Consider the following 14,916-nt stretch of genomic DNA (forward strand, 5'->3'; position numbering starts at 1 on the left):
TTGCTCCCCACGCTTTCGTGCCTCAGCGTCAGTTATGGTCCAGAAAGCCGCCTTCGCTACTGGTGTTCCTCCGAATCTCTACGCATTTCACCGCTACACTCGGAATTCCACTTTCCTCTCCCACACTCTAGTTCATCAGTTTCAGAAGCAGCTTAGAGGTTGAGCCCCTAAATTTCACTTCTGACTTAACAAACCGCCTACGCACCCTTTACACCCAGTAAATCCGGATAACGCTCGCTCCCTACGTATTACCGCGGCTGCTGGCACGTAGTTAGCCGGAGCTTCTTAGTCAGGTACCGTCATTTTTTTCTTCCCTGCTGATAGAAGTTTACAATCCGAAGACCTTCTTCCTTCACGCGGCGTCGCTGCATCAGGCTTGCGCCCATTGTGCAATATTCCCCACTGCTGCCTCCCGTAGGAGTTTGGGCCGTGTCTCAGTCCCAATGTGGCCGTTCACCCTCTCAGGCCGGCTATGGATCGTCGCCTTGGTGGGCTGTTATCTCACCAACTAGCTAATCCAACGCGGGTCCATCCTATAGCGATAAATCTTTACTATAATAGTCATGCGACTACCGATAGTTTATGCGGTATTAGCGTTCGTTTCCAAACGTTATCCCCCTCTATAGGGCAGGTTACCCACGCGTTACTCACCCGTCCGCCACTAACCTTGAGGAGCAAGCTCCTCGCAGTTCGTTCGACTTGCATGTGTTAAGCACGCCGCCAGCGTTCATCCTGAGCCAGGATCAAACTCTCATAAAAAAGTTTGTCCGTGTAGTATCTCTACTACTGACTATTTTACTTAGTACAAGTTGTACTGATTCTCATCTCTTATTAGAGACGTAATGAATCGACTGGTTTATAGTTACTATTTTGTTTTCAAAGTTCATTTTCAACCTTGTAATTTAAACAACGGAGAAGGAGGGATTTGAACCCTCGCGCCGCTATTAACGACCTACTCCCTTTCCAGGGGAGCCCCTTCGGCCACTTGGGTACTTCTCCATAGTGCTTCTCCACCACAAAAAACAAGATTAACGGAGAGACTGGGATTCGAACCCAGGGAGGTGTTACCCTCGCCGGTTTTCAAGACCGGTGCCTTAAACCAACTCGACCATCTCTCCATATTTTATTATCACTTCGACCTTAGTCGACCTAATAAATTCTACACTACTCATTTTATCTTGTCAATATTTATTTAACTCATTCCTTCTATAAATATTGCCTCGTCGTTAGTGCTTATTTAATATATCATAGCATTTGTCATAGGTCAACACTTTTTTAGCATTTTTTATTCCTTTTTTTAGTAGTCTTTGCTTCCTGTGAATTCTCATATTATTCTTATTGTATTATTACTTTTCCCTCCAATTAATCTATTTTTACTTATCGTATTACCCCTTTTGATTTTTTAACACTGCTTCTCCTATTATTAAATCTTCTGGTGTTGTAATTTTTATATTCGTATAATCTCCCTGAACAATATATACTGCTTTTCCATACGCTTCAACTAACATACTATCATCTGTTACTGCTAGATTTTCGCTTTTGGCATATGCATATGCTTTTAATAATAATTCCTTTGAAAAGCTTTGTGGCGTTTGTATAGACCATAGAGTAGTACGATTAGGCGTATCTATCACCATTTGCTTTTTATTATCTACAACTTTAATTGTATCTTTTACAGGAACAGCTACAACTGTTGCTTCTTTTTCTATTGTTAATTTCAAAGCTTCTCGTATTATCTTTTCTTTAATGAATGGTCTCGCTCCATCATGAATCATGACATATTTAGTATCATTAGACGTTGCCAATAATCCATTATATACAGAATCCTGTCTTTCTGTTCCTCCCGATACAATTTTCCTTACTTTATTAAAAGAATACTTCTCTACAATATCCTTTTTCACTTTGTTAATCTCATCCTCTGACACTACTAGAATGATTTCTTGAATTAGCTCACATTTATCAAATGCCTCTATTGTATGCGCTAATACTTCTTTATTGCTTAATAAAATATATTGTTTCTTTATCGACATTCCCATACGTTTGCCACTACCGCCAGCTACTATAATTGCCGTTACTTTCTCCATCCTTCTGTCTTCTCCTTTATATAACATAATTTACTTTATATATACCCTCATTTAATCTTTATTATATTTTCACTCATCTAATTTTGTAAATACAAAAAAAACCGTTGTTAATATCTATTCTTACCTATATAATTGATTTATTATTTGTTATTGACTTATGACAACAAAGGGAGGATTTACATGACATCAAAAAACAAATATGGTCTTTTGACCTGCATTACTATGATTGTAGGCGTTGTTATCGGCTCGGGTATTTTCTTTAAAAGTGATGATATCTTAGTAGCTACTAATGGTAACATTTTTTTAGGTGCATTAGCATTCTGTATTGCTGCTATTAGTATCATTTTTGGCAGCCTAACTGTAGCAGAATTAGCGGCTCGCACAGATAAACCAGGTGGCCCTATAAGTTATGCTGAAGATGCCTATAATGGTGGTATCGCTTGTGCTTTGGGTTGGTTTCAAGTCTTTTTATACTATCCTACACTTATTGCTGTTGTATGCTATGTTGTAGGTATTTATACTTGTATCTTATTTGGCTTAAGCGCTACTTTAGAGTTACAAATACTTATTGGCTTAATTGCTACACTTATCATCTTTTTAATCAACATACTTTCCGCAAAACTTGCTGGACTTTGCCAAAATGTAGCTACTTTCATCAAACTTATTCCTCTATTACTAATTGGTATAGCCGGTTTTATATTTGGTGATCCAAGTTCTGCTATAGAAATTACAACCCCAGAATTTCAGTCTGCTACTTGGCTTAGCGCGCTTATTCCTATTGTTTTTGCTTTTGATGGTTGGATTGTATCAACTGCTATTTCTCATGAGGTTAAAAATGCAAAAAGAAATATTCCTATTGCATTAATATTTTCTCCTCTCCTTGTACTAATTATGTACCTACTTTATTTTATTGGTATTAGTATTTATTTAGGTCCTGAAACAATTATTGCCACTAAAGATGCTCACGTAGAATTAGTCGCAACCCAATTATTTGGTCCATGGAGCGCTAAAGCGTTGATTATTTTTGTTATTATTTCTGTAGCTGGGACTGCTAATGGATTAACTATGGGACTTAGTCGCCTACCGTATTCATTAGCAATTCGTAATATGTTCCCTAATGCAAAAAAGGTTTCTTCAATAGATAAAAGGTTAGACATTCCATTATATTCATATCTAATTGCCCTAGGCATCACCTTGTTTTGGTTAGCTATGCATTATATTACTACTAAATTTAATATATTAGGTGGATCTGATGTTTCTGAAATATCTACTACACTTAATTATGTTCTATTTATTCTTTTATATGTGCATGTGCTTCGTTTAGGTATTAAAGGTGAAATCAAAAGCTTTTGGAAAGGGAAAGTCAACCCTATATTTGCTATTTTAGGATCACTTATTATTTTATATGTAGGGATGCAAAATCCTTTATTTATTTTCTATATTTCATTCTGCAGTATTATACTTATTATTGCTTATAGATTCTGGAAAAAATCTGTTGCCTAAGAGTATTTATAGCACCCTATAAAATGATATAGGTTTCATTCATTAATCAAAATAAGCCTACTGAAATATTTAATATTTCAGTAGGCTTATTTTGATTTAAAACCTGATTTATTTGAACCCTGTTAAATACTACTTTGACTTGTAGCTATTATTTATATTTTTTTATAATCATTATTCAGCTTATGAATATATTAATTCTATCTATATGTTTTTAGGTATAAAAGGTGTGATATACTTCTATGTTCTCTTATTAGAACAACAGAAATAGTGACCTTAGAAGTATTATTAATTTTAAATTGCTTACCCTTTTACTTTTTTTCCATAAAAATATCTTATTATAACTATTACTATAATACTACCTATTGTATCTGCTAAAAAATCTTTTATGTCACAGGAGCGCCCTTCTACTAAGTATTGTAGTAGTTCCGTAATAATAGCAAATATTTCTATTAAGATCCATGGCAAAAGTATGGATGGTATTTTTCTCTTCTCAAAAAAATACTCTCCATAAAAACAGAGTGTTAAAAATCCAAACATTCCTGCATGAACTAGTTTATCAATATGAGGAATACTTACAGATGGCACATCATCAGCCGGCATTAACACTGCTATTAAAATAAGTATGATTGATAGTACTGTAAACTTATAATTTTTTATATGATTCATCATATTCTCCTTACATTTTAGACTTTGCAAATTCTATGATATGGTATTAACTTTATTCTTTGTTTAGCTTATTCTTTTGTTATTTAATTTATCTTGCCCGTATCTTCTACTTATTCTCTATCTTTATTTCTTTCCTTTTATTTCTTAATTTTTAGCTCTTATCTTTTATCTTTTATCTTTTATCTCTTATCCCTTATCTCTTATCTCTTATCTCTCAGCTCTTCTCTCTTAGTTCCAATCATTGTGCTGATGCTAACTATAATAGCCGCTGGTATTTTAATCTCAGTAACATATAAAAAGGGTAATGGTATTAAGCTTGATTTCAGCCTACTGCCTTACCCTTTTATTTGCCTATTGTGAATTAATCCGTTTATTTAGTCTAAGATGCATTGTTTCTATCTGAGTTTAAACTTTTATATAAACTGCTCTAATTTGTTATATAGATTGATCTATAGCTTACTCTTCAACTTTAGCAAAAATCATTCGCCCCGCTGAGGTTTGTAATACAGTACTTACTATTACTTTAATAGTAGACCCTACATATTTTCTACCATTTTCTATGACAATCATTGTACCATCATTCAAATAGGCTAAACCTTGTTCTTGTTCTTTTCCTTCTTTTACTACCAAAACCTTCATTTCCTCATTAGGTAACACAACTTGCTTAATGGCATTTGCTAAATCATTAATATTAAGTACTTGTACTTTTTGAAGTTTTGCTACTTTATTAAGGTTAAAATCATTAGTTACAATCTTGCCTTGAATTTCATTGGCTAATTTTAAAAGTTTACTGTCTACTTCTTGCAATTCTGGATAGTCAATCTCCATAACCTCAACCGCCGCTATACGTGCGCTTTTCAGTTCATTTAAAATGTCAAGACCTCTTCTTCCCCTATTTCGTTTAAGAGAATCTGAGGAATCAGCAATATGTCTTAGTTCATCTAACACAAATGAAGGTATGATGACTTTCCCTTCAATAAATCCAGTACTCATAATATCTAAAATGCGCCCATCAATGATGACACTAGTATCTAATATTTTAGGTTGACAATGAGTTAAAATATCACCAGTTTTACTAATCCAGCCCTTGATTTCACCTTTTTTCAAGTGAACCAAATAAATTCCAAAGCATCCCAAACCTATATATAATAATAAAATAAATATTTGGCTTACTAGATTATCTCTTTCCATTTTAAAAGCATTACTTGTTAAGCTAGCTACATATAATCCAATGCCTAGGCCTATAATATACATTAAAATTTCTTGCATTGGGTACCTACTTAATGTATCTTCTAGCTTACTAGCTAATCGGCGTGCTAAAGGAATACTTAAAGAAAAAAACATAAGTGCAAATGATAAAATAAAAATAATAAGTTCCTTATTAATATAAATACTATTAAGTGTTCCTTCTATTGTTGTTGGAATAATACCTATTAGCTCTAAATGCATTGTTCCTGCGGTTATCAATCCTGCTATTAATCCTGATAATAATATTCTCAGAATATTTTTCATTGCAATCTCCTTTCTGTAGGATTATCTTCCACCAATAGGCAAGTTAGGTACTGCATTCAGACTCATATCTGCTCTTGTCCCTTTTAAATATTCATAATAAGCTGCACACCCTATCATAGCCGCATTATCTGTACAAAGTATAAGCTCTGGATAATATAATTTTTTACCCTTCTCATCACAGGCTTTCTGCATAGCTTCTCTTAGGCCTTGATTTGCTGCAACTCCACCTGCCAAAGCAATCTTAGGTATATTTTTTTCCTCTGCTAATTGTAATGTCTTTCCCACTAGTACATCCGTTACACTAGCTTGGAATGCTGCTGCTACATCGGCTACATTGATAGGTTCATCTTTCATTTTACAGCCATTAATATAATTAAGCACTGCAGATTTTAAACCACTGAAGCTAAAATCATAACTCCCATCTTGCATTGCTCTAGGAAATTTAATAGCTTCTTTATTTCCTTCTTTTGCAAGCTTGTCAATCTTTGGGCCACCTGGATAGCTCAGACTCATAGCTCTAGCTACTTTATCATAAGCTTCACCTGCGGCATCATCTCTTGTACGTCCCATAATTTCGTAAGTAGTATAATCTTTCACATGTACCAAATGTGTATGCCCACCTGATACTACTAAACACAGAAATGGTGGTTCTAATTCTGGATGTGCAATATAATTCGCTGCTATATGCCCTTCTATATGATGTACCCCAACTAAAGGTTTACTTTTTGCAAAAGCAATAGACTTAGCAGCCATAACTCCCACTAATAGTGCTCCTACTAATCCTGGTCCATACGTAACACCTACAACGTCTATATCGTCTAGTGCTAGACCTGCTGTTTTTAAAGCTTCTTTTATAACTAAGTTAATTTTTTCTACATGCATTCTTGAAGCAATCTCTGGTACAACACCGCCATATTGTTCATGTAAAGCAATCTGTGTAGAAATAGTGTTAGCTAATACCTCACGACCATTTCTTACAACTGCTACCGATGTCTCATCACAGGATGTTTCAATAGCAAGTATTGTTAAATCCTTCATGTTTATTCCTCCACGTTGGCTTATTCATTATTTGATGTTGTTTGACTTTGAGTAGAATCCTCCTCACTTTTCTGAGTTTCCCATGATTGGATTTTCCACATTCCGTCTTCTTTAACTAAACTATACTCTTTAGTAATATTACCTTTATTAGTTCCATGTTTCACCACAACTCCAGCAGAATCATTTTGGCTATTGTCAGAATCCTTAATGATTGTTACATCCATAATCTCACTATTAATCATAATAAGTGGTTTATCTTCATTTTCTAATCTCTCAGCAATTAGACCACTCACTTGAGTTTCTATAGGGTTTACTTCTTGAAGGCGTTTAGTATATAGCATTCTTAAAGCTTCTGCATATGCAGTCAATTCTTCATCCTTTATATCTGAGCTATATCCAATACGCATTAATTCATTATGCTTTTCAACTACTTCTTTAGGTGTACTAGGATAACTTTCTCCTAATTCTTGTGTTATTGTTTGAAGCTTTTCTGTAACAGATGCAGATGTACTTACTACTTTTTTTCCTGCCCTGCATTTCTTAAACTTAAACAATATATACCTATAATAACTCCCATTACTAATACTGCTATTATTTTTTTCATACAACCTCTCCTTTCAACTACTATTCTTCTGTAAAGTCAATAGTTGTTGTCATTCGGTCATAACCTGCTACAGTGTTTGGGAAGATTTCTTTTACCTTATCTATATTAATATAAGACTGTGGTAAGGCCGGACTAAAATGAGTAAGCCACAAAGTTTTTACTCTCGCTTTTTTTGCTAACTCTGCCGCCTCTGATGCTAACATATGTTTATGCTTTTTCACTTGAGCTAAATAACTATCATCAGTATACATTCCCTCACAAATAAATAAGTCTGATTCCTGAATGAGTTCTTCTAATTCTTGTATCGGCCTACAATCTGTACTATATGATACCTTAATGCCCTTTCTTTTATCTCCTAAGACTAAATCAGGTGTATAATAGTCATCTCCAACTTTAACTTCTTCACCTTGTTGTAGTCTTTTCCAGTATTTTTGAGGAACATTATTGGCTTTTGCTTTTTCTACCATAAATTTAGGTAAACGATAATTCTCAATTGTATAAGCAAAGCATTTTACATTGTGTGGCACTGGAAGTGCTGTAATAACAAATTCACCAATTTTTAAGGTTTGTTTTTCATAAGATAGTTCTATAAGTTCGAGGTCAAATGCTATGTCCTTAGAAACTACTGTCAAACCTTCTACTACTTTTCTAAGTCCTGGTGGTCCAATAATCGTAAGTGGCTCAGTTCTTCCTGTATTATTGATAGTTAATAATAAGCCTGGTAACCCTGTTACATGATCACCATGATAATGTGTGAAACAAATAACATCTAACGTCTTATATCCCCAGCCTAGCATACGCATCGTAACTTGAGTTCCTTCACCACAATCTATAAGTAGCTTCCTTCCATTAAATCTAGCTAACATTGCTGTTAGGTAGCGATCAGGAAGCGGTAACATCCCGCCTGTTCCAAGTAAACAAATGTCTAACATAATTTTAATTCCTTTCTTTTAATAATGTTATTATATCCTTTTATAGGTTTTCTTACAATCATATCTGCTTTTTTACTTTTCAGATATCAATTATCGTTCCTCATTGACAAACATTTTCATTTTAACTATACTAAAATTATCTTAAAATAGTATAGGGGGGAATTTGTATGAGTAAAGCACTATCAGATTTAAAGCTCGGAGAAAAAGCTACTATTACAAGTATCACTGCACCTCTTCCTATCAAACAACGCTTTATGGATATGGGACTTGTAAAAGGAAGTCAAGTAGCAATCGAAAAATTAGCACCTCTAGGTAATCCTATTCAAATTTCATTAAAAGGTTATAGCCTGTGTATTCGTAAAGAGGATGCCCAATATATACTAATCGCTTAAAGAAGTACTACTAGTTTACTAGTAGTGCTTATATACTTTATAGAGATTTTATTATCAAAGTGATTATTATTTATCAAAAGCTTTATCTTTCTAAAAAACATTATTATAGAGATTTAATTATTTTTATCCTTGGGAGGATTTTTATGACTAATCATTTAACAGTAGCTCTTGCTGGTAACCCTAATATAGGCAAGACTACTTTATTTAACGCACTTACAGGCTCCCACTATACAGTAGGTAACTGGGCTGGTGTAACTGTAGAGAAAAAAGAAGGTCATTTTTATTACCAATCTGCTGAGCATACTTCTGTATCTATCAATCTAGTAGATCTACCTGGTACCTATAGCCTATCTGCCTTCTCTTTAGATGAAAGTATTGCCAGAGATTATATTGTAAAGGAAAATCCAGATGTTATTTTGAATTTAGTGGATGCCTCTAATCTTGAAAGAAATCTTTACTTAACTCTTCAGCTCCTAGAACTAGGAAAGCCTGTAGTTATGGCTCTCAATATGATGGATTTAGCCACTGCAAAAGGATTGAAAATTAATACTGAAATGCTTACTAGCCTCTTAGGTATACCTATTATTCCAATTGTAGCTTCTAAAAAAGTGGGACTTAAAGAACTCACCGCGGCTTTAGTTACTGCTTCTAAAGTAGATTCTACGGCTTATCATGTGCCTTATCTAGCTTCAATTGAAGCTACTCTTTCAGAAACTATTCATTTACTAGAAGACCATTCTTTAAAAGTGCCTGCTAGATGGATTGCTTTAAAACTTCTAGAAGGTGATGAAAGGGCACTCGATTTAGTTCCTGGTGAACATCATGACGAGTTACAAACCTTATTACAAACAGAAGAAATCGAAGCTATTCGTGAATCTATTACAGATAGTAAATATGAACATATTTCCTCTATTATTTCAAAGGTTATGAGTTCAGATGCTCATGAGCAGACTTCTTTCACTAATAAAATAGACCACTTTGTCACTCATCGTTTTTTGGGCATTCCTATTTTTGCTGCTGTTATGTTTGCTGTCTTTTACTTTACCTTTAATTTAGTTGGAAATCCTTTAACTGACTTATTCGATACAGTGTTTGGGCATATATTGGATTTATGTAATAACGGGCTTGTAGCATTAAATGTAGCTGATTGGCTTAGAGCACTTATTATAGATGGTGCCTTAAATGGTGTATTTGGTGTACTTACATTCTTGCCAAATATTGCTTGTTTATTCATTGCACTAACAATTTTAGAGGATACAGGCTATATGGCACGTGTTGCCTTTATTATGGATGAGCTTATGAGAAAGCTTGGTCTTAATGGAAAATCTATTATTCCTATGCTATTAGGCTTTGGATGTAATGTACCTGCCATTATGGGAACACGTACAATTGAAGATGAAAAGGATCGAATGACTTCTATTTTAATTAATCCATTCTTTTCTTGTAGTGCTAGACTTCCTATCTTCACCCTGTTTGCCTCTGCTTTCTTTCCTGGTAAAGAAGCCATTGTTATATTTTCCTTATATTTTATAGGTATATTAATTGGACTTTTAGTCGCTTTTATCTTTAAAAAGACATTATTTAAATCAGACAGCATGCCCTTTATCATGGAATTACCCCCTTATCATTTACCAAGCATTAAACATATTGCTACTCAAGTATGGGAAAAGGTAAGAGGCTTCCTTATAAAAGCTGGTACAACTATCTTTGTAGCTTCTGTAATTCTTTGGTTTATTTTAAATTTCAACTTTACTGGTCCTACAGATATGTCCAACAGCCTTGGTGCTTCTATCGGCAGAATCATTGCACCAGTATTTGCACCTCTTGGGTTTGGTAATTGGCAAGCTGCCTTATCTCTTATTGCCGGTGTAGTAGGTAAAGAAATTGTTGTTTCTAATATGGCTATCGTCTATGGTTTAGGTGCAAGCACAAGCGCTACAGTCTTTCATGATGCACTAGCTAGCTCTTTTTCACCACTTAGTGCTTATTGCTTCCTTATCTTTACCTTACTTTATGTCCCTTGTGTAGGTACCTTAGGCGCTATTAAACGAGAAACTAATAGCTTAAAATGGATGTGGTTTGCTATTAGTTATCAACTACTCATCGCATGGGGAGTAGCCTTTATCTTTTATACCGTAGGAAACTTATTCTTCTAAAACTTGAATAGTACTAATAATTATAAAAATAGACGTATAAAGATTAATTAATCTTTATACGTCTATTTTTACTTATCCTTTACAAACTTCTGCCGCATAAGCTTCATTTAACTGTGCGATTTCATCTTCTGAATAATTAGGAATCTCATCCACCGGAAACTCTTCCACTGGAATACGAAAACTTTCTAACCATCTATCATAGCAATTCTCACAAATATTAAAAGAATGTCCTGCCAAATCTTTTGATGAAAAATACCCCCACGCTTTTTCAACGTGTAAATAGTCTCTATGCTGATTTGTACGCTCTCTATTAGTGATTAGCTCACCGCAACAATTACAATACACCTCTCCGTGTGAATATTGTCTTGCCCCTTTATGTTGTTCCAATACTCTGGCACCCCCTTTGTAAATCTGCGGCTAATAACCCCTATTCCAATTATATACTGTAACATATTGTAAGTATATAGGTAAATTTTATATATTATTTATGTATTTTAAATGAATCTAAGCCTTTCTCTCATTTAGGTTATTATCTATAATTAAATGTTTTTATAGAAAATCTATCAAGCAACTTTTTTATTTTATAAGTGGATAGTTTTTCTAGTTTTATTTTAGCATATTATTTATAAATTTTGTCATACTAACTATGAGATAATTATGATTCCTCCCCATTCCAATTATCTCATAAACCCCAATATATTTATTAAGCGATAGCCCCCCTATCGCTTATTTTTTTGCATAGTTTAATGGCCCTTGCATAAATTTATAGAAAGGAAATTTGGCCATGCCATAGAAAGGAGCTTAATATGAATTCTTCTATTTCTCTTAAAAGCTTTGCTATATTTGGGGTAATCTTTGCTTTTGTTCTAGGTTGCTTATTACATTTTGTTTATGGATTATCTGGAAATAATTATTATGTAGGATTTTTTTCTCCTGTCAATGAAAGTGTGTGGGAGCATTTGAAACTGGCCTTTTATGCCTGGTTAATCTATGGTCTTATTTGCTATCCTCTACTAAAAGATACAACTCATAATTATTGGCTTGCCCTTGCCCTAGGACCTTTATTAGCTAATTTATTTATTATTATCTTCTTTTACACTTATTCAGGCATTATGGGGCACTCTATTTTTATTTTAAATATTCTTTCTTTCCTCATTGCTTGTGTCATTGCAGGTTATACTTTTTATAAAGTATTAACGCTTCCTGACTACGGACCTTGTTATAACCTATTAGGATTTTTATTCATTATAAGTATGATTTTTTTATTTACCTATTTTACATATCATCCCTTAGATATTCCCCTTTTTACAGATTGGGGAGCTAAATCATAGTACTCAAATAGGTTGCATAAAGACGACTATCTATTACATAGACAGCTTGTTTATGCAACCTATTTAGATTTATATCATCTATCTTTATATACAGCTTCTTCTACCTATGATATGAGTAAATGAATTATAATCTATTTTACTACAAATTATTGCAAGTTATCAGAACTAATTGAGGGTAAGTTCCCTAGATTATTAGATTCATCTCCATCAGCTAAGGAGCGGATGTACTCACTACCATCTTTAGAAGTTGAAACCCCTACATGTTTAAGCTCGTTTGCTTTAGCCATTTCAATGGCTTGTTCTACAGTAATGTGTTCTCCTGATTCCAATTCATAGCCTACAACATCACCACTATTTACAATTCGTTTTGTAATAGCCTTGGCATTTGCTCCACCTTCGGATACTACTTTGTTAGCTAAATTTGCTAAATAAAGGCCTGCACTTTGTTCTTCTGACATAATAAAATACCTCCTTCTTGTATCTTATTATTTTATAAATAGTCTTTTAATATACATTCTATTTTTTGCAGTCTTGTACTATTTTTAATGCATATTAAACAAATAAATCTAATTATTTCTATTTTTCTTTATGATATAATAAGTAATATTCAAACAAATATTTAATATTATATTTTATTTTTATAATTTTCACCTACTCAACACAAAACCATTATAAAATAAACTATAATTTGACTATATGTCTATATTTAAGGAGGATAAATACTTTGATTGAAGTAACTAACTTAGTCAAAAAATATGGTAAACATACTGCCGTCAATAATATTAGTTTCACTGTCAAAGAAGGAGAAATACTTGGTTTTCTAGGTCCTAATGGTGCTGGAAAATCTACAACAATGAATATGCTTACAGGGTATCTTTCTTCTACTAGCGGAACCATTAAAATTAGTGGTATTGATATTTTAGAAAATCCTATTGAAGCTAAAAAGCATATTGGATACCTACCTGAACTTCCCCCACTTTATGTTGATATGACCGTTAATGACTATCTTGTATTCGTTGCCAAGCTCAAAAAATTACCTTCAAAAGACTTAAAAACACATATCAACGAAGTATTAGAGCGTACTGAACTCACCCATGTTCAAGGACGTCTTATAAGAAATCTTTCTAAAGGTTATAAACAACGTGTAGGATTAGCTAGTGCTTTAATCGGCTCACCTGATGTACTTATTTTAGATGAACCTACTGTTGGCCTTGATCCAAAGCAAATTATTGAAATGAGAAATCTCATTAAGGAGCTTAGTGAAAAACATACTATCATTTTAAGTTCACATATCTTACCCGAAATTAGTGCTATATGTGACTCTATTATGATTATTAATAAAGGTAATATGGTGGCTTTAGATACCCCTGAAAACTTAAAGGACTTATTTAGCCATAATCATCTAACGACCTTACGCCTTAGAAATACTGATGAAGCATTCTTAAGTGCTTTACGTGCTATTGAAGGTGTTACAGAGGTAAAAGAGTTAGATTCTGTAGAAGAAAATACTGTGGAGCTATCACTTTCTTCTAATCGTGAAAATGATATTAGAGAAAAAATATTCGAGGTATGCGTTACTCACCATAAGCCTTTACTTATGATGAAATCTGAAGATATTTCCTTAGAAGATATTTTCTTAAAAGTAACTAACCAATTAAATGAAAATAGTACTACTGAAGACGAAAATGCTCAAGATGAAACTTCTAAAGGTAGTATGGATGAAGATACAAATCCTCAAGAGATCGGCATTAAAGATATGGACTCCAAAGACGTAAATGATAGCGAAGAAAATGATACAACCCATTTAGTGAAAGAAGGTGCTATTGATGAAGACCATACTAGATAAAGAATTTAAAGCCTACTTTACTTCTCCAATAGGTTATGTTTTTATGGCCTTTTTCTTGTTAATTTTTGGTTTTTATTTTACTGCAATCAATATCTATAACTCCTATGGTGATTATACAAATGTACTTGCTGCTTTATCTAGCTTATTACTGTTCGCCATACCTCTTGTAACGATGCGTCTTTTATCAGAGGAAAAGAAAAATCGTACAGACCAATTACTACTAACAAGTCCAATTCATGTGAAAGATATTGTACTTGGTAAATATTTTGCTGCTGTATCTTTATTTGCCATTACTTTAATCATTACAATGGTACAACCAGCTATATTAATGTTCTTTGGAAATATCCCAGTAGGTAAAATATTGACCTGCTATTTAGGTTTCTTTTTATTAGGTTCTACTTTAATTGCTATCAGCTTATTTATTTCTGCACTTACTGAAAATCAAATCATTTCAGCTATTGCTTCTATTGGACTCTTTTTATTTTTAATGCTTATTGATGGCCTAGCTGTACTTATTCCAAAGCAAAGAATTTCTTCTCTTGTTTTTCTAATCATCATCGTTGTGCTGATTACTTTATTCATTTACTTTTCTATTAAAGATTTTTATATTAGTGGTATCATCGGCCTCTTAGGTATATGCGGCGTTGTTGTGACTTATAACTTAAACGGAAGTCTCTTTGATGGGTTATGTACCAAAATCCTTCAATGGTTTTCTCTCTTCTCTCGTTTTGAAAACTTTACATACGGTTTATTAGACATTGGTGCTATAGTCTATTACTTATCTTTTATCTTTATCTTCTTATTCTTAACCAATCAGACTATAGAAAAGCGCCGTTGGAGCTAGGAGGACAA

14 protein-coding genes, 2 tRNA genes and 1 rRNA gene (1 of these 17 running past the window's edge) are annotated in these 14,916 nt (G+C 33.5%); 6 read left to right on the plus strand and 11 right to left on the minus strand.

Going from position 1 to position 14,916, the window contains the following annotated elements; all coding sequences use genetic code 11:
- From CLOLE_RS16745 to ispD, 4 genes are all read right to left on the minus strand, one after another.
- Positions 1-759: ribosomal RNA gene (locus tag CLOLE_RS16745) — 16S ribosomal RNA — on the minus strand (it extends 767 nt beyond the left edge of the window).
- Between the two features lie 151 nt (positions 760-910).
- Positions 911-999, minus strand: a tRNA-Ser gene (locus tag CLOLE_RS16750).
- 33 nt (positions 1,000-1,032) lie between these two features.
- A tRNA-Ser gene (locus CLOLE_RS16755) sits at positions 1,033-1,118 on the minus strand.
- A gap of 267 nt (positions 1,119-1,385) precedes the next feature.
- Positions 1,386-2,084: a 2-C-methyl-D-erythritol 4-phosphate cytidylyltransferase gene (gene ispD / locus CLOLE_RS16760; RefSeq protein WP_013658306.1), complete on the minus strand. Its 699-nt coding sequence runs from the start codon at positions 2,082-2,084 to the stop codon at positions 1,386-1,388.
- Positions 2,085-2,264: 180 nt separating this feature from the next.
- On the opposite strand from ispD, the gene CLOLE_RS16765 reads away from it, so the two are divergent.
- The gene (locus CLOLE_RS16765) at positions 2,265-3,587 is read left to right on the plus strand and encodes an APC family permease (protein ID WP_013658307.1); all 1,323 of its coding nucleotides are present in this window, start codon (positions 2,265-2,267) and stop codon (positions 3,585-3,587) included.
- A gap of 300 nt (positions 3,588-3,887) precedes the next feature.
- Here the strand turns inward: CLOLE_RS16765 and CLOLE_RS16770 are convergent, their stop codons facing one another.
- The 5 genes from CLOLE_RS16770 to CLOLE_RS16790 form a co-directional block, all read right to left on the minus strand.
- Complete coding sequence (locus CLOLE_RS16770; protein WP_013658308.1) at positions 3,888-4,253, minus strand: VanZ family protein; 366 nt, start codon at positions 4,251-4,253, stop codon at positions 3,888-3,890.
- Between the two features lie 456 nt (positions 4,254-4,709).
- Positions 4,710-5,765: a PIN/TRAM domain-containing protein gene (locus CLOLE_RS16775; RefSeq protein WP_013658309.1), complete on the minus strand. Its 1,056-nt coding sequence runs from the start codon at positions 5,763-5,765 to the stop codon at positions 4,710-4,712.
- Between the two features lie 21 nt (positions 5,766-5,786).
- Entirely contained in the window at positions 5,787-6,803 is a 1,017-nt protein-coding gene (gene tsaD, locus CLOLE_RS16780) for a tRNA (adenosine(37)-N6)-threonylcarbamoyltransferase complex transferase subunit TsaD (RefSeq protein ID WP_013658310.1), read from the minus strand.
- Positions 6,804-6,823: 20 nt separating this feature from the next.
- Positions 6,824-7,357: a DUF6715 family protein gene (locus tag CLOLE_RS16785; protein WP_162145088.1), complete on the minus strand. Its 534-nt coding sequence runs from the start codon at positions 7,355-7,357 to the stop codon at positions 6,824-6,826.
- A 70-nt stretch (positions 7,358-7,427) separates the two neighbouring features.
- Entirely contained in the window at positions 7,428-8,339 is a 912-nt protein-coding gene (locus CLOLE_RS16790) for a ribonuclease Z (protein ID WP_013658312.1), read from the minus strand.
- 167 nt (positions 8,340-8,506) lie between these two features.
- Between CLOLE_RS16790 and CLOLE_RS16795 the strand changes: the two genes are divergently transcribed.
- On the plus strand, positions 8,507-8,731 hold the full coding sequence (locus tag CLOLE_RS16795) for a FeoA family protein (protein ID WP_013658313.1): 225 nt from the start codon (positions 8,507-8,509) through the stop codon (positions 8,729-8,731).
- A gap of 143 nt (positions 8,732-8,874) precedes the next feature.
- Complete coding sequence (gene feoB, locus CLOLE_RS16800) at positions 8,875-10,887, plus strand: ferrous iron transport protein B (RefSeq protein ID WP_013658314.1); 2,013 nt, start codon at positions 8,875-8,877, stop codon at positions 10,885-10,887.
- A 72-nt stretch (positions 10,888-10,959) separates the two neighbouring features.
- Here feoB and CLOLE_RS16805 read toward each other — a convergent pair whose 3' ends face one another.
- Entirely contained in the window at positions 10,960-11,274 is a 315-nt protein-coding gene (locus CLOLE_RS16805; RefSeq protein ID WP_013658315.1) for a hypothetical protein, read from the minus strand.
- 419 nt (positions 11,275-11,693) lie between these two features.
- Between CLOLE_RS16805 and CLOLE_RS16810 the strand changes: the two genes are divergently transcribed.
- On the plus strand, positions 11,694-12,218 hold the full coding sequence (locus CLOLE_RS16810; protein WP_013658316.1) for a DUF6512 family protein: 525 nt from the start codon (positions 11,694-11,696) through the stop codon (positions 12,216-12,218).
- A 146-nt stretch (positions 12,219-12,364) separates the two neighbouring features.
- On the opposite strand, the gene CLOLE_RS16815 is transcribed toward CLOLE_RS16810, so the two are convergent.
- A complete protein-coding gene (locus CLOLE_RS16815) occupies positions 12,365-12,676 on the minus strand; it encodes a DUF3892 domain-containing protein (RefSeq protein ID WP_013658317.1) in 312 nt (103 codons plus the stop codon).
- Positions 12,677-12,942: 266 nt separating this feature from the next.
- On the opposite strand from CLOLE_RS16815, the gene CLOLE_RS16820 reads away from it, so the two are divergent.
- On the plus strand, positions 12,943-14,064 hold the full coding sequence (locus CLOLE_RS16820) for an ABC transporter ATP-binding protein (protein WP_013658318.1): 1,122 nt from the start codon (positions 12,943-12,945) through the stop codon (positions 14,062-14,064).
- Positions 14,045-14,908: an ABC transporter permease gene (locus CLOLE_RS16825; RefSeq protein ID WP_013658319.1), complete on the plus strand. Its 864-nt coding sequence runs from the start codon at positions 14,045-14,047 to the stop codon at positions 14,906-14,908. Before CLOLE_RS16820 ends, CLOLE_RS16825 begins: the two co-directional genes overlap by 20 nt.
- Positions 14,909-14,916 lie beyond the last annotated feature (8 nt).

It is taken from the genome of Cellulosilyticum lentocellum DSM 5427 (genome assembly GCF_000178835.2).
GTDB classification, from domain to species: domain Bacteria; phylum Bacillota; class Clostridia; order Lachnospirales; family Cellulosilyticaceae; genus Cellulosilyticum; species Cellulosilyticum lentocellum.

Coding starts and splice junctions, on each gene's coding strand:
- CLOLE_RS16770 (WP_013658308.1), bottom strand. CDS start 4,253: ATGAATCATATAAAAAATTATAAGTTTACAGTACTATCAATCATACTT.
- feoB (WP_013658314.1), top strand. CDS start 8,875: ATGACTAATCATTTAACAGTAGCTCTTGCTGGTAACCCTAATATAGGC.
- tsaD (WP_013658310.1), bottom strand. CDS start 6,803: ATGAAGGATTTAACAATACTTGCTATTGAAACATCCTGTGATGAGACA.
- CLOLE_RS16815 (WP_013658317.1), bottom strand. CDS start 12,676: ATGTCAGAAGAACAAAGTGCAGGCCTTTATTTAGCAAATTTAGCTAAC.
- ispD (WP_013658306.1), bottom strand. CDS start 2,084: ATGGAGAAAGTAACGGCAATTATAGTAGCTGGCGGTAGTGGCAAACGT.
- CLOLE_RS16775 (WP_013658309.1), bottom strand. CDS start 5,765: ATGAAAAATATTCTGAGAATATTATTATCAGGATTAATAGCAGGATTG.
- CLOLE_RS16765 (WP_013658307.1), top strand. CDS start 2,265: ATGACATCAAAAAACAAATATGGTCTTTTGACCTGCATTACTATGATT.
- CLOLE_RS16790 (WP_013658312.1), bottom strand. CDS start 8,339: ATGTTAGACATTTGTTTACTTGGAACAGGCGGGATGTTACCGCTTCCT.
- CLOLE_RS16825 (WP_013658319.1), top strand. CDS start 14,045: ATGAAGACCATACTAGATAAAGAATTTAAAGCCTACTTTACTTCTCCA.
- CLOLE_RS16795 (WP_013658313.1), top strand. CDS start 8,507: ATGAGTAAAGCACTATCAGATTTAAAGCTCGGAGAAAAAGCTACTATT.
- CLOLE_RS16810 (WP_013658316.1), top strand. CDS start 11,694: ATGAATTCTTCTATTTCTCTTAAAAGCTTTGCTATATTTGGGGTAATC.